This window comes from Bacillus sp. FSL R10-2780 (genome assembly GCF_038006125.1).
Lineage (GTDB): Bacteria > Bacillota > Bacilli > Bacillales > Bacillaceae_G > Bacillus_A > Bacillus_A cereus_U.
Genome location: NZ_JBBOUQ010000001.1, coordinates 762,261 through 787,729, shown reverse-complemented (window position 1 = coordinate 787,729; position 25,469 = coordinate 762,261). Strand labels below are relative to the sequence as shown.

Sequence of the window (25,469 nt, the reverse complement as noted above, 5' to 3'; positions counted from 1 at the left end):
TACCACTCCCTTATCTTTTTCTCAATCCTTCAAATATTAATGACATCGCTGCCTCAAATACCTTCTCCGGAACATCCTTCTCTTCCCAATACCCCCAGCGCATTCCTAGAAATTGACCAATTGACATAAGACAATACGCAATTGTTTCTTTATCAAGTTGTTTAAACTCTCCCGCTTCCATACCAGCCGACAAACTTTTTAAAAATCCATTTGCGAGCTTTGCATAGTACCATCTATATAAATCATCATCAACAACTACCGCCTGTTGTACAATGTTATATAGATTAGGACGATCTTTTACCCATCGAAAAAATGCCTGAAAACCTCTTCTTTGCGCCTCTTCATAACTTGATATCCCCTTCATTTCTTCTTTAATAATTAAGCGTAACTCACGGTTCAATCTACGAATCAATTCATCAAATATATCTTTTTTAGCTGGAAAGTAATTATAGAAAGTTCCGTGCGCTACCTTTGCTGCTTGCGTAATATTCACGATAGAAGCCTCATAATATCCTTTACTACCAAACACCTCTTCTGCAGCACACAATAATTTCTCTCTCGTTTCCAGTCCTTTTGTTGTTAGATTTTTTACATCCATTATTATTTTTTCTGACACCTGAATCACCTCTTAGATTTGATTATAAATATATTTTTGAATTTTACAATTATTTTTATTAGACAAAATCCGCCAAGTATTTTTCTACATACAAAAAAGACTAACTTATCTTTAAGTTAGTCTTTTAATCTTAATTAGAGCTAAGTTCCACTTTCTCTAACCCTTCAGCCAATTGTTTCTTATCTAACCCTTCCCCTATTACCACCAAGTTTGTCGGGAAACCGAAGTCTTGTTCCAGTAAAGTTGGTACCCCAAACGAATATTGGAATAAGTGAGGGTATTTATCTCCATGGAATTTCACAAAACCTTTCACACGATAAATACTATCTGGTAAATTCGAAAGCCATTCATACAATTTCTCTTGATCAATCGATTTCGTAAATTGATACGTCATTGTTTGTATATGTAAATGTTGTTTAACATGAAGTGTCTCGCGTTCTCCATCACTCACAAATTCAGCTTCTTCTATATCATTTAAAGATATATTACAATACTTTGTTTCAAACAATTTCGCATGATTATTTATTGCTTTTACATCTTCAAATACTTTATTTTTATCCGAATCTGTTAGTAAATCTGATTTATTAATAAGAATATGACTTCCATATTTCATTTGCTCATGTAATAGCTGTTGTACATTTGCACTTAATATACTTCGGTTTAACCATCTTACTGCATCTAATACGACTACTATGGACTTCACTTCAAGGAAAGGTGCTAAAATTGGTGATACACATGCATCTAACACTTCAATTGGATGCGCAACACCTGTCGTTTCTATATAAATTACATCTGGTCTTTCTTGCTGATATAATGAATGCAATTGTATTTCAAGCTCTTCTTTTAACGTACAACAAATACATCCTTTAAGAAGTTCTCTTAAAACATTCTCTTTTCCAATAATATCTGTATCTACCGAGTATTCACCAATTTCATTCATTAATACTGCAACTTTTCTATTCTTCTTTTTCTCTGCTAACAATAAATTTTGTAATAATGTTGATTTTCCACTACCTAAAAAGCCACCTAATATATGAATTTCTACTTTATTCATTCAATCGACCATCCATTTCTTTATTCTAAACGTATTCAAAGCGTAATAATTACGATTTATATTTATCATTTTATTAAAAGAACAACTATTTGTAAACAAAACTGCTAGATTATCGTTTCATTTTCATTCACTTCATGAGCAACTCTAATTCCAGACTCAATCGCTCCTTGCATCCATCCATGTGTTAACGTCGTATGTTCTCCTGCAAAGTGCACCCTGCCAGCTGGCGGCGTAATATATGGAAATACTTCAAGCTCTTGCCCTGGTTCAAAAGCTGTAAATGCTCCGCAAGAATACGGATTTTGACTCCAGCTAAAAGATTCTCCTGCAACATACTCACTATAAACCACGTTTCCATATATTTGCGCTAAATTTTTCAACGCATAACGAATACGTTCTCTATGCGAGAGACTATCCCATGTTAATGCCTCATCTGCCCACGTATAACTGGCTAAAATAATCGCTGATCCTGATCCGTAGCTCGGATAATATGTAAAGCGGATAGGTAAATCTGTAATGGACTTACCACCATATTGTCCTGCTCTTTCCCAAAACCTACTTTTAAACTCTATCGCAATTTTAGTTGAAGCAATATAATTTAATTCACGAATTGCCCGCCTTTTATGATAAGAGAATAAATGATATGGCTGGACTTCTACAAATCGCAAAGCTGAAAATGGAATTGTGACAATAGCGATGTCACCAGTTACTATAAATGAATTTAACGTTTGTTCATGGGTTACTTGCAGCATTACTTTATTATCTTCCTGTATAATTTTGTCTACTTTATACGACATAAAAATATTATCCTTTAGTTCTGGTAAAAATGAATTTGGTAATTTATCCATCCCGCCCGTTATCTCATAATATTTCGTCGTTGAAGTGAAAAAGATCATTTCGCGTAATACTTCAATTAATGACATTCCCATGTATGCTTCCATATCAAGAAGTACTCCGATCATATCTATTGCTCCATCTGAATAATACTCAGTTAAAAATGAAGCGAGCGAATATGTTTTATACTTTTTTTCAACAATAATCCAGTTTTTATCAGGATCTTTCTTAATATAATTAAGTATCGGTTCCAATACCTCTAACATTAACCCTTCTGCCGTTTTCCCTCTTTCTTTATCTAAAACTGGATATCCAAGTACACTTGGATCCTTTTCAAACACATCCAATCTCGTTCTTTTGTTATTCGTATAAATTATATCTGAAGAAGTTTTATTAATAAAAAGGTTTAACGGTAGTTTAAATTTACGAATGTAGGCTAAAGTTAAATCATGAGTATCTGGAATACGCATAGGACCTGCGTTAAAATATAATCCTGCACTAAATGGTTCACGAATCGTATACACCCTGCCACCTATTCTGTTATTTGCTTCTATAATCGTTACCTCATGCCCAGCCTCTTTTAATAAAGATGCTGCAACTAATCCAGATATCCCTGCACCGGCAACTGTAATCCGTTTGGGGTTATTCGTTTTGGCAAGCCCTTCATGAACAATTTGAAGCATTTGTTCCATCGATAATGGATTCCCCATGCCAATTCCCCTTTTACGAAGGATTTTACTGAATTATATTCGTTTAACAGGATTCCTATGTTTCATTCAAGTAATTGAGTGGATACATTTTCAATCACTTGAATATCTTTTATAAAATGTAATAAAATAGATATGAAACTATAGAAGTAAGACGTATTATCTTACATAATAAAATTTATGAAATAGCGAGGAATTTTGAAATGAAAAAAGGTATTAACCGTGTTGTATTAGTAGGAACAGGAGCAGTTGGATGTAGTTATGCTTACTGTATGATTAACCAAGCTGTAGCTGAAGAATTTGTTTTAGTTGATGTAAATGAAGCAAAAGCTGAAGGAGAAGCAATGGACTTAAGCCATGCCGTTCCTTTCGCACCAGCTCCAACAAAGGTTTGGAAAGGTAGTTATGAAGATTGTAAAGACGCAGATCTTGTTGTAATTACAGCTGGATTACCACAAAAGCCAGGTGAAACACGCTTAGATTTAGTTGAGAAAAACGCTAAAATTTTCAAGCAAATTGTTCGGAGCATTATGGATAGCGGCTTTGACGGTATCTTCTTAATTGCAACAAACCCTGTAGATATTTTGACTTACGTAACTTGGAAAGAATCTGGATTACCGAAAGAACGCGTAATCGGTTCTGGTACAACTCTTGATTCTGCTCGTTTCCGCTATATGTTAGGTGAGTACTTCGATATTGGACCTCATAACATTCACGCTTATATTATCGGAGAGCACGGTGATACAGAACTTCCGGTGTGGAGTCACGTATCAATTGGTATTCAAAAACTACAAACGCTTCTTGAAAAAGACAACACATATAACCAAAAAGATTTAGATGATATTTTCGTAAACGTTCGTGATGCAGCTTATCACATTATTGAACGAAAAGGTGCTACATACTACGGCATCGGCATGTCACTTTTACGTGTTACGAAAGCAATCTTAAGCAATGAAAACAGCGTATTAACTGTATCAGCATATCTTGAAGGTCAATACGGCCAACAAGATGTTTATATCGGCGTACCTGCTGTTTTAAACCGCGGCGGTGTTCGTGAAATTTTAGAAGTTGAACTAAGTGAAGAGGAAGAATTAAAATTCGATCACTCTGTTCAAGTATTGAAAGAAACAATGGCTCCTGTTCTTTAATCATATTTTTCAATCAAAAAAGCAATCCGATTTATATTGGATTGCTTTTTTATATTTTTATAGTTCCCCCTCAATTTAAACGGTAATATTATCTATAAAAAGGAGTGATTTCATGAATGATTCTTGGACGATTGTAATCCTCTTGCTAGCTGCAGCATCCTTAATACTTTTCCTCTTCTTAATCATCAGAACGCTATTTCCAACTAAAAAATATGATAAGAATCTCGGATTGATTCTACTTATTTTAAGCTTGTTAGCAATACCGATAAGTATCTTCCTTATAGGAGGATGGGCAGGTATGGGAGTTGGTGTAATCGCAGTCTTTATTTTTGCTGCTGTTATTATAGCTTTAATTGCAAATACCTTCGTTAAACTACCTCCTCCAAAGAAAAAATAACAAATGACCGATGTTTTCATCAAGAGAAAACATCGGTCATTTTCTATCACTTAGTATCATTAATCGGTTCATCATTATTTACGTCAAGTACATCTAATAAAAAGATAAAGATTGGAATCCCAATAATAAGCCCCCATATTCCAAGGAAATGTTCTGAGAAAATAAGAATCATAAATGTATAAAAAACAGGTAAATTCGTTTTTGCAGACATAAATTTTGGATTTAATAAATAACTTTCAAGAGCGTGGATTACTGTAATGAACACTAGTATGTAAACAACATACATAACCCCGCCGACGTTATAGGCAATGATACAAAGTGGAAACAATGAAATGATAACACCAGCAACTGGAATCAAACCGAGTAGAAAGACCATGACAGCCAATACAAGAAGCTGCGGAAATCCTAAAATGACAAGTGCAATTACAGTGAGCACACAATTGACAACCGCAATTAAAAACTGTGCTTCAATTACTTTTCCGAACGATCTTGCAAATCTTTCACCAAAATATGCAATCTCCTCATAAAAAATTTTCAGCTTACTATCTTTAAATTTCGAAGTAAATGCTATAATGCGTTCTTTTTCTAATAAGAAAAATAAGCTTAAAATAAGAGAAAGTAGTATTTGTAAACTGACTTTTCCTATGTTTGCTATCGATTGATATATGACATCTACACCTTGTTCGATATATTTCGATACTTCCATTCCATTAATTGTCGAAAGTGCATATTTAATTATCTCGTTATCAGGTGGGTTCTGAAAAAACAATTTAAATTGATAAATTAATTGTGAAATTTGTATCGTTAGTACAGGCAAATATTTATATAGTGTAGTTACAATAAACGTCACTAATACAATATATAAACCAGCAATAACCACTTTCCTATTTACTTTCAATTTTTTTGAAATAAACTTTTGAAATCGATCCATCAAAAACGTGAGAATAAACGTAATTAATATTAAATTAATCATACTTTTTAATCCATACAATACAAGCACTAATATTATTAAAACGAGAAACCGTTGAAACCCTCTACTTCGAAAGAAATTTTTCACTTCATTCATTAAAAATTAACCTCCCCCTTCAATGGATGGAAATTGAATATATTACATTTTATGAACTTCTATAGACAATCTTTCTTACTAATTAGGAAGAATCCTTTTTTTCTTTTCTAATGTCGGATTTTTCATCTAATACTTTTCTAAAAACTATTTTTCAACTCTATATTTTAGGAGAACGTCTATTTTTAGACTGTTGCTCCTTAGTAGATTTTTCATATTGAAAAAAGAGAGTTATCTATTACTTAACTCTCTCTAGAAAAATGCTAAATGAAAAGCTTAATTATTTCAATCTAATCATTTCTTTTTTGCATTTGCTTCGCTAACAATTCCTTCACTTGGTTATACGTTAAACCTGAATTTTTGTTTAAACGCTTTACTTCCTCGACATCAGTACCTACCACTGTATATTTTTTCTCATCACTCATATTTCCACTTCCTTTTTCACCAGATCATTTCTTATATTTCTTCCCTAAACTCTTATAAATTAACACAAATAAGCTGTACTAAATTAAATAGCTAAAGGGAGTTTAGTTGCATAAGAGGACTAGATAAAAAAATGTCGAATTTATTTATTTGTTGAAATTGAGGACTTGGAGGATACATTTTGAAGAAATATGAGTTTAAAAATAACATTCCAACATTGGAAGAGTACAAATATTTGTGCGAGTCTGTTGGATGGACTAATTATATGAATTTTGAAGTGGTGGAAACATCACTAAAGAATTCTATCCACTGCATCACAGTCAAAGATAATGAACAAATTGTGGGCATGGGGAGAATTGTTGGTGATGGGGCTATCTATTTCTATATTCAAGATATAGTGGTTCATCCAGATTATCAGAAAAATGGTATTGGGAAAAAAATAATGCATATCTTGGTTGAATACTTAAATCAGAATGCCCCTGATAAGGCGTTTGTCGGTTTGTTTGCATCGCAAGGTAAAGAATCTTTCTATGAAAAATATGATTTTAAAGATTACTCACCAAACATGACGGGGATGTTTACTGTCATTTCAAAAAAATAAAGTGAAACTTTAATCAGTGGGACTGCATTCAAATAGTGGGATAAACACAATAGATTTTTCATTTTAAGTCATCAATCCATATTTAAAAATTTGTTCCTATAACAACTTTTTCATTATTATGCTAAAGGACAGCCCATATTATAATATGGGCTGTCCTTTAAATTTGATAAGTATGTAACAAATCCCTTCTTGTTACATATTGAATTTCTTAATAAAATTTCACTACATCTTCAGTAGGTAAGAATGTTCTTTCTCCCGGCTGTTCATTTGGTTCACCAAACGGCATTTGTCCTACTAAGCTCCACTCTGCTGGAATGTTCCAATTTGCTTTCACTTCAGCATCTACGATTGGATTGTAATGTTGTAATGACGCTCCAATTCCTTCAGCAGATAATAGCATCCATACAGTATGTTGTAACATTGCATTTCCTTGATGAGACCAGAATGGGAACTGATCTTTATATAATGGTGCATTTTCTTGCATTTTTTCTACCGTTGCTTGATCTTCAAAGAATAGTACTGTTCCTACACCTGCATGGAAGCCTTTTAGTCTTTCTACAGTCGCTTCAAAGTTTTCTGCTGGTACGCGGGCTCTTAGTGTTTCTTTTACGATATCCCAAAACTTTTCATGCTCTCCATCCATTAATACAACCATACGGCCACTTTGCATATTGAAAGAAGTCGGTGCATGTAAAGCTGTTTTTAAAACTTCTTCAATTCTTTCTTTCGTAATTGCATCGCTCTTTGTTACTTTACGAATTGAACGACGGTTCACAATTGCTTCTTTTAAGTTTGTTGTAGTTGCTGACATAGTAATTCCTCCAAATGTATGTTTTTTTATTTAAACAAATCAATATGATTCTTTCATGCAAGACGAATTAACAATATCCATCCGTATTACATTTCATTCCCTCAAATGAATTTGTTTTATCTTTTTCAATTTCTTTATCAATTACTCTTTGTAACGTTTCTTTACTAGCAAGCCCTTGAATGACTTCATCACCAATCATGACAGTTGGTACCGCCATAATATTCGCTTCATCATATGCATGCTGAATTGCTTCTTGATGCTTTTCTTTATATTTACGAGTTACTAAAGCATCTTTAAATTCAGCTTCAGGAAGTCCTACTTCTACCGCCAGTTTTGTTAAAACATCAATATCCTCAATGTTTTGCTCTTCTTGGAAAAATGCTGTGAATACGCGGTGATGATACTCATTTCCTAGTCCACGTTCTTTCGCAAATTGACATCCTTCGAAAGCTAAATGTGTATATGGATGCGGTGAAACACGTGGTAAGCGCATTTCAATTCCTAATTTCTTCGCAGTAGGACGAATGAAAGCATCCCATGAACCTAACTTATCCGGTTCGTTCCAAGGATCTATTTTAGAATATGGACTTGGACGCAATTCAAATGGCATCCATTCGATTTCCACATCTTTCTCTTTCGCTACTTCATCTAATGGGCCTTTTGCTAAAAAGCAAAACGGGCATATAAAATCTGAGTATACTTTCATTTTTACAGTCATATCTTTTACACCTTACCTTCTTTTTATTTTTAGATGTAACTTAAATAGTTACAATTTTAAGAAAAAAATATGCATTCTCTTTTAGAGACTTGCGATTATCATATTATGCATTCATTTTTTGTTGTAAAGATTCAAATAACTGTCCCATCGAAATATTTCTCAAAACTTCTTCCATCGCAGATTGAGCTTGAATTAAAATAACTTCTAACACAGCTTGAATATTTGCTCCAATTGGACAATCTGGATTTGGTTGTTCATGAATGTTAAATAGTTTGTCTTCTTCTACTACATTCACTGCATGATACACATCTAACAATGTGATTTCATGTAAATCCTTTAATAATCCCGCACCACCTGGCCCACGATTTACGTAAACAAATCCAGCTTGTTTCAAGTAAGACATTATTTTACGAATTACTACCGGATTTGTATTTACACTTTCGGCCATATAGTCTGAAGTGCAAACTGAAGATGGATTGTTTTTCAAAATCGATAACATATGAACAGCTATAGAAAAGCGGCTACTAATTTTCATCGTGATCACCACCTCGATGTAATCATTATAGTTACAACAAAAAGATAAGTCAATCTTTTTTACAGATTTTTTAAAGCAAATAAAAAAGGTGTCTCATTACATTATATGAGACATCCCTTCTTATTCTGCAAACAACTCTTGGAATTCTTCAATAAATAGCTGTACAGCGAGTGAAGAATCCTTTAATGAAGGAACAGCTAAAGCGATTTCTCTCCATACTTGCGGTTCCAATTCTCTCGTTTGTATATTCTTTGGTAAACTCGTCAAAGATAACTCAGCCAAAATTGCGAGTCCTAATCCTTCTTGAATCATATTTAAAGCTGTTGTAACTGTTGAAATTATATATTCGGCCCGAAGTGGTACGTTCGCTTGTTTAAACATATCGATAATGGGTGGTTCGTACCCACCCTTACATAATATGATTGGTTCATTCTCTAAATCATCTATTGTAATAGAATCTTTCTTACAAAGAGGATGATCCTCTCTTAAGACAACAACCATTTTCCCCTTCGTTAAGGGCACGATTTCCATATCTTTATTAGGCAAAATAACAATTCCGATATCAATTACTCGTGATACTAGCCAATCTTCTACTTCTTTAAGTGTACCCTCGCAAAGAACTAATTCTAAATTCGGATACTTTTCACGAAAGATATTAATCATTTTGGGTAAAAAATATGCCGAGGCACTCGGAAAACTCCCGATTCGAATTGTTCCGACTTCATGCCCTTTCTCCATCGCCACTTCTTGTTCAATCTTCTCAACGCCGTTTAAGATTTCTCTAATATGTACAAGAATTCTATTTCCAACATCCGTAACAATTAGCCCTTTTCGTTTATCGCGTATAAGAATGGTAACTCCTAACTCTGACTCAATACTTGAAATCGCATGACTTACAGCTGGCTGTGTCATATTTAACACCCTAGCAGCCTTCGTAAAACTACCTAACTCAACAGTTTTTATTAATACTTGCAGTTGTGTAATGGTCATAACTAATCACTTATACTCCTTATAAAAAAGATTCATTTTATTTATCATAGTCGATATCATATCATAGTGAAATGAATAACAACAAGGAGGTCTTGCAGTGACACAGCTTTCTCGAACTAAAGCGACAATAATTCTTACCTTTCTCGTTATTATGTGGGGAATTAATTGGCCGTTATCAAAATTCGCTTTGCATTACACACCACCCGTACTCTTTGCAGGGATTAGAACATTAATAGGAGGATTTATCCTACTTATTTTCGCATTACCGAAATACAAACAGTTAAATTTAAAGGAAACTTGGCATCTATACTTTATTTCATCTTTACTCAATATTATTTTATTTTACGGATTACAAACTGTCGGACTTCAATACATGCCCGCCGGACTATTCTCCGCAATCGTATTTCTCCAACCTGTCTTACTCGGCATTTTCTCATGGATTTGGCTTGAAGAGGCAATGTATGGCTTGAAAATTTCCGGACTTATTCTTGGATTTATTGGTGTAGGGGTTATTAGTTCTAGTAGTTTAACTGGACATATTTCTATTATCGGCGTTCTACTTGCTTTAGGCTGTGCTATCGGCTGGGCACTCGGCACAGTATTTATTAAGAAAACTGGACACCGCGTTAATGCCATTTGGATGGTAACACTTCAGCTTATTATTGGCGGACTTTTCTTAATCGGATTCGGTTCAGAATTTGAAAGCTGGTCTAACATCGCTTGGAGTATACCATTTGTAAGTGTACTACTATTCATCTCAGTCTTTGTTATTGCAATGGGATGGCTCGCTTACTTTACACTTGTAGGAGCTGGTGAGGCAAGTAAAGTTGGGGCTTATACGTTCCTTATCCCTCTTATCGCTATTATTGTAAGCTCTATTTTCTTACATGAGGCCATTACAATTAGCTTATTCATCGGACTTTTATTTATTATCGTAAGCATTTGTTTTGTAAATATAAAGCCGAAAGCACTTGCTGTAAGGCAGCAAGTTGAAGTGAAATAAATAGATATAGGAAAGGGTCTATCGCTTGTAGACTCTTTCTTTTTTACTGTATGATGATAATTAAGTAGTAAAAATATTATCTCTAGTGCACATGGATGGACTAACAATTCCAATCATAAGGGAGGAATTATATGGTTTTACAGTATAGAGAATTTGGAGATACAAGCTCTCCACTTATGGTTTTTATTCATGGGGGTGGAGTCAGTGGATGGATGTGGGACAAACAAATTAAACATTTTACTAACTTTCACTGCCTTGTTCCTGATTTACCTGAACAAGGGAAAAATAGCAACAAGGAACATTTTTCAATTAACTTTAGTGCTGAAAAAATCATTGAATTAATTAAAGAAAAAGGACAAGGTAAAACTGTTATAGTAATCGGCTTTTCGTTAGGTGCTCAAGTATTAATTGCAATGCTCAGCATGAAACCAAACTTAATTCAATACGCTATGATAAATAGCGCATTAGTTAAACCAATTCCTTTCGCTAAAACATTAATAAGATCCCTTGGCTTAACCTACCCACTTATAAAGAGTAAGTCGTTTTCCAAAATACAAGCAAAATCAATGTACATAGATGAAAAAAACTTTGATAACTATTATCATGACAGTTGTCAAATAAGTAAAAATACATTTGTGAAGATATTAGAAGAAAATATGTCGTTTACAATCCCAAAAGGCTTCGAGAATGCTAGTAGCAATATATTAGTGACTGTTGGAGAACACGAAAAAAGAATCATGAAAGACTCGATGACTGAAATCCTTGAAGGCAATCCTAATTGCACAGGTATTATTATTCCTAAAGTCGGTCATGGAATCTCTTTAGCGAATCCCAAACTATTTAATACTTTAATTGAAAACTGGCTCGAACATGATAACCTACCAGAAGAAGTAATGACAGTCAATTGAGTTCCTTATCTTAATAAACCATGTTGTATTTGTAGCTCTAATCCCCCCTTGAAGCTGCTTAATCTCAAAATTTTATTAACAAAGGTCTCATTACTTTCAATGAGACCTTTCAATGTTCCCTACTTTTTACGACGTACTACAAAAATACACGTACCCACCGAAGATACAATCGCTAAAATAGATAAGACAATTGCTATTGTTTGCATATTACTTGTACCTTCATTTTTTTCCACACTAGATACTTCACCATGTTCTCCTGTTAATGATGTACCTTTTGCAATCGTAGTAAGTGAATGCGGCTTCTCAGCTTTCTCATCGCCTGTCCATTCAACAATTTCTCCATCTTTATATTGTTGATATGCATTCCAAGCTATTTGTTGCTCTTTATCTGGATTTTTAGCAACGAAAGTAAATCGTTGGAACTGGCCAGGTAAAATCCCTTCTCCTGTTGCTTCCCATATTACAGTTTTAACTTTTCCAGCTGCATCTTTTTGTTCTTCCACTTTCCACCCTGGCACTGGCTCGTACTGTTGAAACTCAACTCCAGATGGTATTTTTAGTGTGACTTTTGTTGTTGCCATATTCTTTTCAACAGGTACCTTTATTGTATACGTCTCCCAAGAGCTAACGTCAGATGTTGCTGGTTTTACAGTCACATGAGCACTTACAGGTAACGAAAAAATTCCCATTGCAATTATTGTCACTATCATTGTTGTTCCTAATTTTTTTATACGTTTCATTTTCTTATAACTCCTTTTCCTCTGTAACTTCTCTTTATCCCACATTAACGGGCAGTAATACTCCCACCTCAAAATTCGGCTGGAACAAAGAAGTTAGGTGGGAGATCAACTGCCCGTAAAAGCCCGATTGGTTCAACTAATAATCAGTGGGGGGGATGAACAATCCCCCACTGATTAAAGTTTCACTTTATCTGCCACCTACAATAAATTTATAATCTATATCGAAACTATCAAGGAATTTTGTTAACCCATGAACATGTATATTCCAGTTTCCTGTCATGTTAATATACATTCCTTCCGCTTCATATTCTCCCGGTGACACTGCCGAAACTTTAAATGAACCTTTGCCCATATTCATATCTAAAGATTGAGTCGTCAATACAATTTGTTCCATATCAGTAACAGGCTGTCCATTCTCATCCTTCAAAGTAATATAAAATGTATTCTGTCCTACCTTATTAGGACTTACATGTAAAGTAAGTTCATATCCATTATCTAATTGTTTACTCTCTGTAAAAGGTCCCGTAGGAGGCATCGGCGGCGTTTGTACATTTGTCATAAACGCTACGATTACAAAAACGATAATTCCAATGATAAACTCTACTTTCACCGTAGCTCCTAACCCTTGCTGCGCTCGCATTCTCCCTTTCACATAATGAATAATTCCCAATATCCCCATACACACGAATAAAAGTATCTTTGCTAATAAGGCCAATCCATACTTCGTATCAAATAGGGAATGGATCGTGGGAATAAAAAATGTACTGTTAAAAAGACCCGTTAATAAAATCACTATGACAGCACCTGTTGCCCACGGTGAAAAACGCTTAATCGCATCCCAATACATAGTCCACTTGTCATCCGCTTTACGTAAAAGAAGAACAATCGATGATAGCCCCCCAATCCATAACGAAGCTGCGAATAAATGTAGAAAGTCCATAACGACAGCAATTTCTTTAAACTTTAATCCATATGCATGACTATTGAAGGCTTTCATAACAAGTAACCCAATAAATAATACAATTGGAATGCTCCATATTTTAAACGACGAAAGCTTCTCACGCTTCACCGCAAAATATGTAACAATTATAAGCGTACTAATAAGAGCCATTTGAGTTATCCATACATAACCAAAAACAGATAGCTGTAATGTTTCTTTTAATAATATAGGATCGAATGCTTCTAACCATGAAACATCAGCATTTATTTTCGCCTGCAATGGTAGATTGAATAGTAAACTAATAAATATCCCAAATAATGATATCCATATTATTCTCTTACTCCTTGATTGAACTGGGGTTGCATTCCCTTTATACATAATAAGATTAAAGAATAGAACTCCTAAAAATAGTGAGAAACTTGTATATAGAACCCCACGTTCCATGATCATATCGATTTGCGGAACATAGCCCATCTCTTCTACTTGTATATCGTCTGTTCCCGCTTCTGCTAATCCAATCCGGAATGGAATAACTCCTTGAATCGGATGCCCGTCAGCTGAAATAGCTTTCCACTGAATAGAGTAAAGACCATTTTTGAGATTCTCTTTTAACCCAGCTTCTAATAATTTTTTGTTTTTCTTATCAATATGAGCATCTTTTAAATCTACTCTTTTACCTGAGGTATCTCTTACGAACAATGTATTAAAACTTGAAACTTGTATGTCCTCATCGAATTCAATTTTCACAATAGATGGTGCTTTCTTCAACGTTTCATTTTCAGTAGGGTTTGATTTCACAACATACGCATGAGCAGATGTGCTTTTTGGTATCAATATGATAAACACGCACGCTATTAATAGCCATGCCCCTAACCTTCGCATTACTTTCACAATCATTTCACTTCTTTCTTTTTCGTCACTACACTTTCATTACTTTTTACTTCCCAAGTTTTATTTCTTGATAAAATATTAATCTGATTAAGTATAAGGATCTATTTAGTATCACTCTCTATTTATTCCTCACCTCTATACTTCCAATATAATAGTAGCTACCTTCATAGATATTACTAATATTTTTAAAGTTGATTATCATTATAGCATAAAATATATTTATGTAAGTTTCTAAAGAAGAAAAGTTATCGTGAATCATTTGTGAAAAAAATGTGAAATAAACTCCCATATAAAGAGAAATACACAAATTAAAAAGGTGTTACGTTATTACGTAACACCTTTTCTCAAGGATAAACTTCCTTTACTTCTCTTCCGGATAATCACAATACTCAATGATTGTTCCCTCTGTATCCGCTGGGTTAAGATAAATTAATCGTCTACCATGTTTATTAATTCGAAGGGTATGCTCTAACGTTCGAATGCCTTGTTCCTTTAATTCTTCTAAAGCTACATCTAAATCATCTACACGATACGCAACATGATGGACACCTTTCCCTTTTTGCTTTATAAATCTTGCTATTGGAGAAGTTGTATTATTCGTTGGCGCAAGTAATTCGATTCTATCACCATCAACTTCAAGAATAGCTACTTCGCTTTCAACACCGGGTGCTTCACTTACGTATCGATCTATTAAAGTTCCTGATAAAACCTTTTTATAAAAATGTATCGTACTATCTATATCACGAACTGCGATGCCGATATGATCAATTGTTTTTTTCATTTCATTTCCCCTACTACTTTATTTTTTCTCATTATTAATAGTAACAAAAAAAGTTATAGAATCAAATTCTATAACTTTTTAAATTCAACCTATTTTCTTATTCGCACTAGCTGCTGGTTGAACTTGATTTTTCGCTTTTAAAATGCTAATGCCATATCCGATAAATCCACCGATAATCGCTGGGAAGATCCAGCCTAATCCTACTTCCTGCATCGGAAGGAATTTAGTGAACACACGGCTTACTACTTCAATGTTAACTCCAGCTGCACTTAATCCATCAAATAAGCTGATGATAAACGTTACGATTAAACTCACTTGATAAACTTCAGCTCTTCCTTTGAATAATGAGTGGAAGAATGTTAAGAAAATCAACACGATTGCTAGTGGATAAATTGCTGTTAATACTGGAACAGAAACTGCGATTAATTGCGTTAATCCAACATTTGCAACAATAGCACTAAACACACATAACGTAATTGCAATTGCTTTGTAAGGAACATTTGGAAATAACTTATGGAAGAATGAAGAGCATGCTGATACAAGTCCCACACTTGTTGTTAAACAAGCAACTGTAATCATTAACCCTAATAATACTCCGCCATATGATCCGAAATAGTAGTTAGAAACTTTTGCTAATACTTCTCCGCCGTTTTCTAAATGTCCAAGCTTCGCAACGCTTGAAGCTCCCATATAAGAAAGAGCTGTATAAATAATTGCTAAAATAGATGCAGCGATTAGTGTTGCTTTTGCACAAACAACCATAATTTGTGTTTTCGTTTTCGCACCTTTTTCTTTAATTGCATTAATGATGATGATTCCGAATACGAATGATGCAAGCGTGTCCATCGTTAAGTATCCTTCTTGGAATCCTTTAAAGAATGCATGTGATGTATAAGCTTCCACTGGTGCTTGCATATCTCCAATCGGATGAATAAAAGCAACGATTACTAAAATACCGATGAATGTCAATTTAATTGGCGTTAATATTTTCCCAACAATATCGACAATTTTCGCAGGATTTAGCGAAAAAAAACAAGTGATGCTAAAGAATATAATTGTGAAAAGAATTAAAGGTGTAGAACCTAATCCCTCTGGCATAAAAGGCTTAAGACCAATTTCATAAGAAACATTTCCTGTTCTTGGTATTGCAAATAACGGACCGATTGCTAAGTATAAAACTGTTGTAAACACAATCCCAAACACTGGGTGAGCACGACTTGCTAATGACTGTAAATCATCTTTACCTGAAAAACCAAATGCTAATACACCTAGTAATGGTAAACCTACTCCTGTTACTAAAAATCCAGCGTTAGCAATCCATACATTCTCTCCTGCCGATTGACCTAGCATAGCTGGGAAAATTAAATTTCCTGCTCCAAAAAATAGTGCAAATAACATTAATCCAATAACTACTATGAACGAAAACGGTACTTTATTCGCCATAATATAACCCCCCATTCAAATTTCCTTATCTCATTTTCCAATTTTAACTAATTGAATTTTCTGAATATTTAATTTAAGTATCAACTATTCTTGAACTCATTATAGTTTGATATATAATATTTTGCAATACTATTTTCAAACTTTTCTTTTATTTTATAAATATACATTTTTTAACATAGGGAATAGACTAAAAAACCAACATGGTCATCCATGTTGGTTTTTACATTTACTATCATTATTTAAAATTTCGCCGCTACTTTCTTAACGTTCTCTAAACCTTCTTCAACAATTTGCTGTGAGCGATCTGGATATTGATTGTGTCCTTCAATTACAACTGTCTCTGGATTGGTAATTCCCCAGAACCCAAGTACGTTTGTAACGTAATTAACAGCCATTTCCATAGGAGCCATTTGTTCAGAAGAGTAATCTGAACCACGAGCGCCTAAAACAACTACTTTCTTATCACCAGCTAAACCTTCTGGACCGTTCGCTGTATATTTAAACGTTTTTCCAGCTTGAGAAAGATATGAAATATACGTAATTAATGGTGCTGGTACTGTAAAGTTCCATAATGGGAACGCAAATACAACCTTTTCAGCCTCTAAAAATTGATTTAAATATTTATCTACTGTAGCAACTGCCTTCTCTTCTTCAGCTGTTATCTCCATTCCTTGACTACGTTTATATCCACCTGAAATAGCGATATTTCCGTAATACGGAAGATCTAATGCAAATAAATCTAACTCCGTAATTTCTGTATTCGGATTTGCTTCCTTATAAGCACTTACAAATGTTTCATACATTTTTGAACTAATTGCTTGCTCCGCTGGACGATCGTTCGCTTTTACAAATAATACTTTTGACATAGTTTTATTCTCCTCTACTTTTGTATTTTCTTCTTTTTTACCAAATAATGAGCTAAATAATCCCATTCTCTTCACCTAAACTTTCTTATCATATTCATTATTCATCAGCATTAAAAATCTTATTCTAAGAAAAGGTTTCATCATGTCCTGCTGAAACTATCTCATTTAAATACATTATCTAAACCGAAGTTTTAACTTTTATTTATTTATTTAATTACCTTATGTAAGTGAGTATAGTACACCCACTTACTTTAGTCAAGTAACTTTTAAAAAAGAAAAATATCTCGGATTAAAAATATTAAATAAAGATATTTCCTCAGTCAAAATGATAAATTCAAAAACACATAAATACCTTGTATAATACAACTAGAAAGGGAAATTCATCTATAGAGAGGATTTATTAATGAGTACTTTAGAAAAGATTCAAACCTTTATCATTCTTGCAGCTGTTATATTAGGGGTTATATTAGGACAATTTAATATGATACATATGTATTCAGAAAAATTTATTGTCCCCTTCTTATTTTTAATGCTTTATGGATTATTCCTCAGCATCCCCTTAAAGGATATAAAAAATGGATTCCGCAACTTAAAATTCGCTGGAACAAGCCTAGGTATTAATTTTATATGGACACCTTTTCTCGCTTGGGGATTAGGCGCGTTATTTCTTTCAGATCACCCAGCACTTTGGGTTGGCTTTATTATGTTAATGGTTACTCCGTGTACAGATTGGTATTTAATTTTCACAGAGATCGCAAAAGGTAACGTCGCATTATCTACATCAATTCTACCGGTAAATTTAATTTTACAAGTATTATTGCTACCAATTTATTTGTTTTTATTTGCTGGTGTAATGAAAGCAGTAGAAATTTCTATTTTAGTAGAAAGTATTGTTATTGTACTTGTTTTACCATTTTTACTTGCACACGCTACAAAATTCATTATGCATAAAATGAAAAAAGCTGAAACACTTGAGAATAAACTCATTCCGTTTTTCAGCTCTGCTCAAATTGTATTTTTAAGTTTAGCAATATTAGCGATGTTTGCCTCACAAGGTAAGTATTTATTACAAAATACGAATGTTGTTTTATTGTTACTTATACCAGTATTACTGTTCTTCATGATTAACTTTATACTAGGACAGTTTGTAGGACGTATGATGCATTTATCCTATGAAGACACCGTAAGCCTAAGCTTAACAACATTAGCGAGAAACTCGCCTGTTGCACTCGCAATTGCTGTGACTGCTTTTCCAGACGCACCTCTTATTGCACTTGCCTTGGTCATTGGACCGTTAATTGAATTACCTGTGCTTGCTAGCATTTCGCAAATGTTGCTGCTTATTAAGAAAAAAAAGCAATATACATAATAAAAAACGTCCCACTGCGGGACGTTTTTTATTGTCGAGTAATTATAGAATTAACGATACTTATCGTCTCTTACTCATTAATAAAAATGATATAATAAAAGATTAACTTTTCGTTACATTAACAGAGCCTTTCTAATTAAAAATTATAGGAAAAGTAAATATAACGAAAGCTGCCCAAAATCCGTATACCGGCAAATACTTAGTAACGGCATCTTGGATAGTTGAAGGTCCGGATTTATTTTGTAGAAAACGCATATAGGAGAGCATAATCCAAATTAGATTTGCCCAGATAAGTATGTTTACTCCTAAAGCAGCAAGTCTATTAGGCGTAATCCCATAAGAAGAAAGTCTGAACACGATTGCTGACAAAGCCACACTGTCAATGATAAGTGCAAGAACAATTAAGGCAAAATTTATATAATCTGAAATGTTCTTTTTCTCGTCTGAGTCGCTCTCGATAATGGAAAATATGGTAACGGCCAATACACCAAGGAGTATTCCGTTGAAGACTATCAGGAAATTGCGGTCCAAGAATGGATTTTTCCCGACCCATATAACCGTTATTAGATAGAGCAACAATGTGATTAGGACAAGAGGACTAAAAATTTTAGCTATATATGGTGTAATATTCTTAGCAAGTTTCAGATTCATTGATACCAGGTATGCAGCCACAATAGCAAGAGCGGCAGCACCAAATAAAACAACATTACTAAAATAGAAGTCTTCTATATTCAAGTCAACAAACCTAAATAACTGCATGGTTAATGCTGCTAGTACCATTCCGCTAACTGCCATGCTGGCGTAGAGAATACAATATTCCAAATTAAATTTAATATAGGCTAATCTTGTACTGCCTTTTGAATATTCATTCCCTGTAAATGCAAGCCCTACCAATACCCATAAGAATATGGGAAAGTGTAAATAAGCAAGGATAATACTGTCTTTATAATTTAATGGCAGCATATTAAGATAAAACCCGGAAATTAGGAACAACGCTGCAAGAGAATAAATAATACTTTTTTTCGGAGTATTATTGTAAACAAAATAGGCAGCAATAAAGGGAATTATACCAAAAGCCAGGTTAATCGGAGCAATTGCTCCCTGTTCGACAAAATGGAAGATTATCCTGGTGCTTAGCCCTGCCAGAATAGCTAAAATGCCCATGAATAAGAAACCTTTTTGAAACACGGAAGTTTTTTCTGTATTTACCGTCTCCTTGAAATGCAACCTTTCATACCAAGCACCTAGCACCTGAGAATCAGGGTTTTGGGCCCATGCTTGTGAGAATGACTTTTTAAAAGCTTTCGGGTCTTTTCTATACATTCTCTCCAACTCATGAGGGTTATCCATATTTTCAATAATCAAATTGTTAATGTCCATATTTATACCTCCTCTAATTTTAAAAATAACGTTGTTACCTTTTCCATAAAAAGCACCACACTTATTTATTCTGATTTTGATTTTAATATAAATTTTATCGTTTTGCAATAAACTTTTATTATTTTAGATAATATTTTTATTGTACATTTTTATAAACATCAGTATAAGCTACTTTCAGTTGTTCTCTTAATTGCTTATTTTCCCTTTATATAAAAGAAATGATAAAGATAATATAAACGTCCTATTTAATACTATCTTTTCAAATGTTTTTTTATTGTTAGCACACAAAACCCTTTAATTAAAAAATAAAAAAGCATGACATAAAATTGTCATGCTTTCTCTTTTCTATCCATATTTTTTCAAATCTAACCTGTTATAGAACCTTTTATTTGTTAAAACCACTTAATTCTCAAACACAAAATTAATCTTATTATCTTTCCACTCTAACTTCGCATCAAACGTTTTCTCGCCTTTTTTAAAGCCTTTAATTAAATCGGTCTTCTCACCTTTTAATAGCTTCGTCATGTTTTTTTGCGAAATGGCTTTGCTTAATATCTTCTTCGAAATGGTAAAGTCACACTGTGTTGTGTTGTAGTTGGAACAACCGTAAAACGTGGACTTGTCGATAACATCGCCATCACATTTTTTACAGTTCCCTACCTTTTTACCTGTTGTAAATTTCGATCCTTTTCGTTCAATCGATTCAACATGTAATCCAGTGAAATCCCATTTCTCTGACATTTCTACCGCATCTTCAATAATTTTAGCTGATAGTTTTTTCGTTTGTTCCATAAATGTCGCTGGTGAAGCTGTGCCTTCACCAATTTCCGCAAGGCGTTGCTCCCATTTTGCTGTCATTTCTGGTGAAGCCAGTATTTTATCACCGATTGCTGTAATTAATACTTTCCCTTTATCTGTTGCGTACACTTGGTTTTTCTGCACATCTATATATTTACGGTCTTTCAGCATCGTAATAATACCAGCACGAGTGGCCTCAGTACCTAAACCTTCTGTTTTCTTCAATACTTTCTCAAGCTCTTCATTCTCTAAATACTTACCGGCCGTCTTCATTAACGTAATAAGTTGTCCTTCTGTATAACGTTTCGGTGGCTGTGTTTTTCCCTCTTTCACTTTCACCTTTACAACTTTTCCTTGTTCACCTTCTGCGACAATTGGAAGAATTGTTTCGTCATCTTTATCGTCTTGGAAAATAACTTTACGCCAACCTTCTTGAATTTGCTGTTTTCCTTTCGAAATGAACTCAGCACGTTCGTCTACAAGAGTTGTAATCGTTGTGTAATCAAAGATTGCTACTTCATAATGCGCCGCAATAAGTCTTCTTACGATCATATCGTAAATTTTCTTCTCATCACCTGATAGTTTGCTTGGATTTGTAACTTGCTCTGTCGGTATAATTGCGTAGTGATCTGTAACTTTCTTTTCGTTCACATAACGCTTATTGTTCATAATCGATTCAATTGGTGCTGGCAATAAACCTTTATATTCATCAAACTGACTTAACTTCTGTAAAATATCAGGGAACGTCGCTGCTTCTCCTTGTGTAACATAGTTAGAATCCGAACGTGGATAAGAGACTATCCCTTTTTGATATAGTGCTTGTGTTATATCAAGCGTCTTTTTCGGCGAAAATTTAAAAGCTTTGTTTGCTGTCGCTTGCAGTGCGGATAAATTAAATAAAAACGGCGGCTGAAACTCTTTACGCTCCGTTTTCATTTCTTTTACTACAGCCGGTTTATTTTGACAAAACGCTGCAATTTTATTTGCCAAATCAGAATCATTTAAACGGGACTCATTATCTTTCTCCCATTTCCCCTCATATTTCTTCCCTTCAATATTAAAGGTTGCGAACACTTCCCAAAACGGCTCTGATTTAAAGTTTTCAATTTCCTTCTCACGCTTTACGATCAATGCTAAAGTTGGTGTTTGCACACGACCGGCGGAAAATACATCATTCATTCCCTTTTTCTTTAGCAAAATACTAAAGACACGCGATGCATTCATACCAACGACCCAGTCAGCGCAAGATCTTGTATATGCTTCGTAATACGTATTAATCGTATCTGCTTCATCTAGTAAGTTTTTAAATCCTTGATAAATAGCTTGTTTCGTCAAAGATGAAATCCAAAGACGCTTCATTGGCTTTTGCACGTTGCAAAGATTAATAATGTTTCGTACGATCAGTTCCCCTTCACGCCCAGCATCGCCCGCATGAATAATTTCTGTTACCTGAGGATTATGTAACAGCTGTTTCACAACGTTAAATTGCTTATACTTTGACTTTGTTACCTCAAACTGAAAACGCTCTGGAATCATCGGTAATGTATTTAATGACCATTTTTTCCACTCTGCGTGATAATGTTCTGGATTACATAACTGCGTCAAATGACCAATTGCCCATGTACAGTACGCTCCATTTGGAAATAACTCATTTGCTTCTACTTCTAAATATCCATCTTTCCGGCGATATTTAAACTGTGAAACAAGAGCCAAACCTTGATCTGGTTTCTCGGCAATAATTAATTTCATTTTATAACTCCCTATCTGTATTCCAGTGTTACTTTCATTGTCTATATGTTTAGAAGCGATGATAATACAACAATCTTATTTATCATTCGCGGTTTGTCTCACAAATGGGAGACCTATAATATTATACGCTTATTCTTTATGGCTTCACAATAGAAACTCATTATATAACACTTTCTTTCGCATGCTCACAAACAAAAAAAACGCCCCAAAATCGAGCGTCCTTTCCATTCACCACTATTTGCTTTCATATATTCTATAAAATTTAAAATACAACAATTCCTTATGAAGCATCGTCTACTAAGATAACCATCATTATTTAAAAATTATATTGAACTTACCTTTTTTAAATTGTGCAGATAATTTGCAGATATATATTAGCATAAGTACTCTCCATTTGAACATATGATGAAGTGAATGATAGGACAGGGAGGTATCATGATGTTTGCTTATACGTTAACTGCCTTAACACTTTGTTGTATCTCGATTATTATCACATCATATATTTCTAAACGTAAGGGTACCCTAATGGAGTATATGGTATTTATTATGTCTTTTAGTATGAGTATCGGTTTAAGTATCGGTTTTTATTTAGGTATTCTCTTTAAAGGAGAATTACTATATTCTACTTTGCTTGCTATTTTGATTAGTGGTTGTATCGGTTTTTTAGTCGGTCTACGTTTTCACCTGTACACTGCCTTAGAAGGAATGTTCTCTGGTTTAATGGCAAGTATGATGGGAGCTATGATTACAGAAATGTTAAACGCTCAACAAGCACATAGTATTCTGTTTATTAGTCTTTTACTTACTATAACGATAACTATGTCATGTATGATTCAGCTTTTATCAGAAACCTTTTCTACTTATATCCACCGCCGGTTTCTATTAGTACTTTCCATTAGCGTAGTAATTGTTCTTACTGTATTCGTGACATTTCCAGATCATACTCCCCCATCTTCATCCGGGCACGATCAACATATGCATTAACACTTGCAACGAAAATGAATAAGCAGCTATCCATAGGATAACTGCTTCATATTATTCTGGCTGATTAGGAATGTTAGGGTTTGGAACATAATCAGATTTGTAATCTGTATATTTCACTTCTGTTACCATTCCTGCTGAAGCATGGTGTAAATCATGACAGTGGAACATCCATTCACCCGGATTGTCTGCTACAAAGGCTACTTCATATTCTTCTCCTGGTTTTAAGTTCAAAGTGTCTTTAACAATTGGAGAACCTTCTACCGGTTTTCCATCTTTACTTAACACCTGGAAGAAATGACCGTGTAAATGCATCGGGTGATCGTCCGCTTTAGAGTGATTTACTAATTTTACTTTTACTAAGTCACCCTTTTTCACTGGAATTGGGTCAATATCTGGGAATACCTTTCCGTTAATTGTATATACCATTTCATTTCCATTCATTTGCGTATTCAAGTCCATATTATATGTGGCAGTATACTGTTGATCTAACGTGAAACTTCCTAATTTTTTAGTACCATATTTCGTCATGTCTAATTTTGATAACTTCTCTTTTTCGTTTGCTTTGTCTTTCATCTCTTTACTACCTTCATATTCAATAACAGCTTTCATTCCTTTTGCACCTTTATTTTCTGAATGGTCTTCAACATACCATTTCCCAGGATTATTAGCAGTAAATTCAATATCATAACGTTCACCCGGTGCAATTGAAATTACTTTGTCTTTTATAAATTTTGGATCATGAATTGGTTGACCATCTGTCGCAATTACTTTTATGTCATGACCGTGAACGTGGATATTATGTGACAGGTAACCAGCATTAACTATTCGAAGTCGAACTTTGTCTCCCTTGTTCACTTTTAGTGGCTCTACTAAATTACCGCTTTTACCATTGATTGTGAATAGTTCATACATACTCATATCATGACCTTCCATCTTCATATTCCCATGGTCCATTCCCTTCATATCATCATTCTTTTTCGTATTTTCATTATCCATACTAGATTTTTTACCTTCTGCTTTTTCTTTTTTCCCTTTTGTCATCTCTTTTACTTGCTTATCAATTTCTTCTTTATCTGTAACCCATTCATCCAGCATTAATGTGTAATCTTTATCATACTTTTCATTTGTATCTTCTACAATGAGAGCACCATATAAACCTCTATCTAATTGATTTACAGAATCTTGATGCGAATGATACCAATACGTTCCTGGTACGTTCGCTTCAAATTCATAGGTGAAACTTTTTCCAGATTCAACCGCATCTTGTGTCACGCCTGGAATTCCATCCATGTTATTTGGGACAGGATACCCATGCCAATGAATAGATACTGGTGCAGATAGTTCATTTTTTAATGTCACTTTAACCTTTTCACCTTTTTTCACCCGAATTTCTGGACCAGGAGATGAACCATTAAATGTCCAAACCGGAACAATAACACCGTTACTTAGCTTCTGTTTTTCTTCTTTCGCTATTAAAGTAACTTCTGGCCTTTTTACAACTTTCAATGGTTTTGTAGCCGTTTCAGTCTGTGTTGTTTTTTTGTCGTTCATATTTTTATGATCATTTGTTGTATTTGTGGTCGCAGAACATGCAGCAATTAAAGATATTACGGAGACCGTAACTGCTGTTAATACAAATCTTTTCATCGAAAATCCCTCCTTTTTCTTTTTCAAGCTTATTATAGAAGACAATTTTCAAGAAAATATGGAGATGTAAAAT

General features: G+C 34.1%; 24 protein-coding genes. 7 read left to right on the top strand and 17 right to left on the bottom strand.

The window, feature by feature from the left end; genetic code table 11:
• Positions 1-10: 10 nt before the first annotated feature.
• The 3 genes from NSQ47_RS04125 to NSQ47_RS04115 form a co-directional block, all read right to left on the bottom strand.
• Positions 11-616, bottom strand: a complete 606-nt coding sequence (locus NSQ47_RS04125; RefSeq protein WP_002158292.1) for a TetR/AcrR family transcriptional regulator — start codon at positions 614-616, stop codon at positions 11-13.
• 130 nt (positions 617-746) lie between these two features.
• Positions 747-1,670 (bottom strand): CobW family GTP-binding protein, encoded by a 924-nt coding sequence (locus tag NSQ47_RS04120; protein ID WP_199661667.1) that lies wholly within the window; start codon positions 1,668-1,670, stop codon positions 747-749.
• Positions 1,671-1,774: 104 nt separating this feature from the next.
• Positions 1,775-3,214 (bottom strand): flavin monoamine oxidase family protein, encoded by a 1,440-nt coding sequence (locus NSQ47_RS04115; protein WP_341036196.1) that lies wholly within the window; start codon positions 3,212-3,214, stop codon positions 1,775-1,777.
• Between the two features lie 200 nt (positions 3,215-3,414).
• On the opposite strand from NSQ47_RS04115, the gene NSQ47_RS04110 reads away from it, so the two are divergent.
• Together NSQ47_RS04110 and NSQ47_RS04105 are read left to right on the top strand one after the other, a co-directional pair.
• Positions 3,415-4,359, top strand: a complete 945-nt coding sequence (locus tag NSQ47_RS04110; protein ID WP_002012312.1) for an L-lactate dehydrogenase — start codon at positions 3,415-3,417, stop codon at positions 4,357-4,359.
• A 112-nt stretch (positions 4,360-4,471) separates the two neighbouring features.
• Positions 4,472-4,756, top strand: coding sequence for a YesK family protein (locus NSQ47_RS04105; protein WP_070128233.1), 285 nt, complete (start codon positions 4,472-4,474; stop codon positions 4,754-4,756).
• Positions 4,757-4,802: 46 nt separating this feature from the next.
• Here NSQ47_RS04105 and NSQ47_RS04100 read toward each other — a convergent pair whose 3' ends face one another.
• Both NSQ47_RS04100 and NSQ47_RS04095 read right to left on the bottom strand, forming a co-directional pair.
• Positions 4,803-5,822, bottom strand: a complete 1,020-nt coding sequence (locus NSQ47_RS04100; RefSeq protein ID WP_002158297.1) for an AI-2E family transporter — start codon at positions 5,820-5,822, stop codon at positions 4,803-4,805.
• 287 nt (positions 5,823-6,109) lie between these two features.
• Entirely contained in the window at positions 6,110-6,244 is a 135-nt protein-coding gene (locus tag NSQ47_RS04095; protein WP_002118339.1) for a hypothetical protein, read from the bottom strand.
• A 179-nt stretch (positions 6,245-6,423) separates the two neighbouring features.
• Here NSQ47_RS04095 and NSQ47_RS04090 point away from each other — a divergent pair, with 179 nt between their 5' ends.
• Positions 6,424-6,843, top strand: coding sequence for a GNAT family N-acetyltransferase (locus tag NSQ47_RS04090; protein ID WP_002158298.1), 420 nt, complete (start codon positions 6,424-6,426; stop codon positions 6,841-6,843).
• 208 nt (positions 6,844-7,051) lie between these two features.
• On the opposite strand, the gene NSQ47_RS04085 is transcribed toward NSQ47_RS04090, so the two are convergent.
• The 4 genes from NSQ47_RS04085 to NSQ47_RS04070 all read right to left on the bottom strand — a co-directional run bounded on the left by NSQ47_RS04085 (position 7,052) and on the right by NSQ47_RS04070 (position 9,897).
• On the bottom strand, positions 7,052-7,654 hold the full coding sequence (locus tag NSQ47_RS04085; protein ID WP_341036194.1) for a nitroreductase family protein: 603 nt from the start codon (positions 7,652-7,654) through the stop codon (positions 7,052-7,054).
• A gap of 67 nt (positions 7,655-7,721) precedes the next feature.
• Positions 7,722-8,372 carry a DsbA family oxidoreductase gene (locus NSQ47_RS04080; RefSeq protein WP_070139134.1) on the bottom strand — a complete coding sequence of 217 codons (651 nt, stop codon included), beginning with the start codon at positions 8,370-8,372 and terminating at the stop codon, positions 7,722-7,724.
• A 103-nt stretch (positions 8,373-8,475) separates the two neighbouring features.
• On the bottom strand, positions 8,476-8,907 hold the full coding sequence (locus tag NSQ47_RS04075) for an Rrf2 family transcriptional regulator (RefSeq protein WP_204207999.1): 432 nt from the start codon (positions 8,905-8,907) through the stop codon (positions 8,476-8,478).
• Positions 8,908-9,027: 120 nt separating this feature from the next.
• Positions 9,028-9,897 carry a LysR family transcriptional regulator gene (locus NSQ47_RS04070; RefSeq protein ID WP_002202373.1) on the bottom strand — a complete coding sequence of 290 codons (870 nt, stop codon included), beginning with the start codon at positions 9,895-9,897 and terminating at the stop codon, positions 9,028-9,030.
• Between the two features lie 97 nt (positions 9,898-9,994).
• On the opposite strand from NSQ47_RS04070, the gene NSQ47_RS04065 reads away from it, so the two are divergent.
• Positions 9,995-10,900 (top strand): DMT family transporter, encoded by a 906-nt coding sequence (locus tag NSQ47_RS04065; protein ID WP_341036193.1) that lies wholly within the window; start codon positions 9,995-9,997, stop codon positions 10,898-10,900.
• 131 nt (positions 10,901-11,031) lie between these two features.
• Complete coding sequence (locus tag NSQ47_RS04060; RefSeq protein ID WP_341036191.1) at positions 11,032-11,808, top strand: alpha/beta fold hydrolase; 777 nt, start codon at positions 11,032-11,034, stop codon at positions 11,806-11,808.
• A 119-nt stretch (positions 11,809-11,927) separates the two neighbouring features.
• On the opposite strand, the gene NSQ47_RS04055 is transcribed toward NSQ47_RS04060, so the two are convergent.
• The 5 genes from NSQ47_RS04055 to NSQ47_RS04035 all read right to left on the bottom strand — a co-directional run bounded on the left by NSQ47_RS04055 (position 11,928) and on the right by NSQ47_RS04035 (position 17,535).
• Positions 11,928-12,548 (bottom strand): YcnI family copper-binding membrane protein, encoded by a 621-nt coding sequence (locus tag NSQ47_RS04055; RefSeq protein WP_341036190.1) that lies wholly within the window; start codon positions 12,546-12,548, stop codon positions 11,928-11,930.
• A 187-nt stretch (positions 12,549-12,735) separates the two neighbouring features.
• Positions 12,736-14,385 (bottom strand): copper resistance CopC/CopD family protein, encoded by a 1,650-nt coding sequence (locus tag NSQ47_RS04050; RefSeq protein WP_341036189.1) that lies wholly within the window; start codon positions 14,383-14,385, stop codon positions 12,736-12,738.
• Positions 14,386-14,740: 355 nt separating this feature from the next.
• Complete coding sequence (locus NSQ47_RS04045; RefSeq protein WP_002202379.1) at positions 14,741-15,160, bottom strand: VOC family protein; 420 nt, start codon at positions 15,158-15,160, stop codon at positions 14,741-14,743.
• Positions 15,161-15,244: 84 nt separating this feature from the next.
• Complete coding sequence (brnQ, locus tag NSQ47_RS04040) at positions 15,245-16,603, bottom strand: branched-chain amino acid transport system II carrier protein (RefSeq protein ID WP_002158307.1); 1,359 nt, start codon at positions 16,601-16,603, stop codon at positions 15,245-15,247.
• Positions 16,604-16,842: 239 nt separating this feature from the next.
• Positions 16,843-17,535, bottom strand: a complete 693-nt coding sequence (locus tag NSQ47_RS04035; RefSeq protein WP_002168630.1) for an FMN-dependent NADH-azoreductase — start codon at positions 17,533-17,535, stop codon at positions 16,843-16,845.
• Between the two features lie 337 nt (positions 17,536-17,872).
• Between NSQ47_RS04035 and NSQ47_RS04030 the strand changes: the two genes are divergently transcribed.
• Positions 17,873-18,838, top strand: a complete 966-nt coding sequence (locus NSQ47_RS04030; protein ID WP_341036187.1) for an arsenic resistance protein — start codon at positions 17,873-17,875, stop codon at positions 18,836-18,838.
• Positions 18,839-18,970: 132 nt separating this feature from the next.
• Here NSQ47_RS04030 and NSQ47_RS04025 read toward each other — a convergent pair whose 3' ends face one another.
• Both NSQ47_RS04025 and topB read right to left on the bottom strand, forming a co-directional pair.
• A complete protein-coding gene (locus tag NSQ47_RS04025) occupies positions 18,971-20,218 on the bottom strand; it encodes a DUF4153 domain-containing protein (RefSeq protein ID WP_341036185.1) in 1,248 nt (415 codons plus the stop codon).
• A gap of 402 nt (positions 20,219-20,620) precedes the next feature.
• Positions 20,621-22,765 carry a DNA topoisomerase III gene (topB, locus tag NSQ47_RS04020; protein WP_341036184.1) on the bottom strand — a complete coding sequence of 715 codons (2,145 nt, stop codon included), beginning with the start codon at positions 22,763-22,765 and terminating at the stop codon, positions 20,621-20,623.
• A 438-nt stretch (positions 22,766-23,203) separates the two neighbouring features.
• Here topB and NSQ47_RS04015 point away from each other — a divergent pair, with 438 nt between their 5' ends.
• The gene (locus tag NSQ47_RS04015) at positions 23,204-23,749 is read left to right on the top strand and encodes a hypothetical protein (protein ID WP_016104533.1); all 546 of its coding nucleotides are present in this window, start codon (positions 23,204-23,206) and stop codon (positions 23,747-23,749) included.
• A 51-nt stretch (positions 23,750-23,800) separates the two neighbouring features.
• On the opposite strand, the gene NSQ47_RS04010 is transcribed toward NSQ47_RS04015, so the two are convergent.
• The gene (locus NSQ47_RS04010) at positions 23,801-25,396 is read right to left on the bottom strand and encodes a multicopper oxidase family protein (protein WP_341036183.1); all 1,596 of its coding nucleotides are present in this window, start codon (positions 25,394-25,396) and stop codon (positions 23,801-23,803) included.
• Positions 25,397-25,469: the final 73 nt, after the last annotated feature.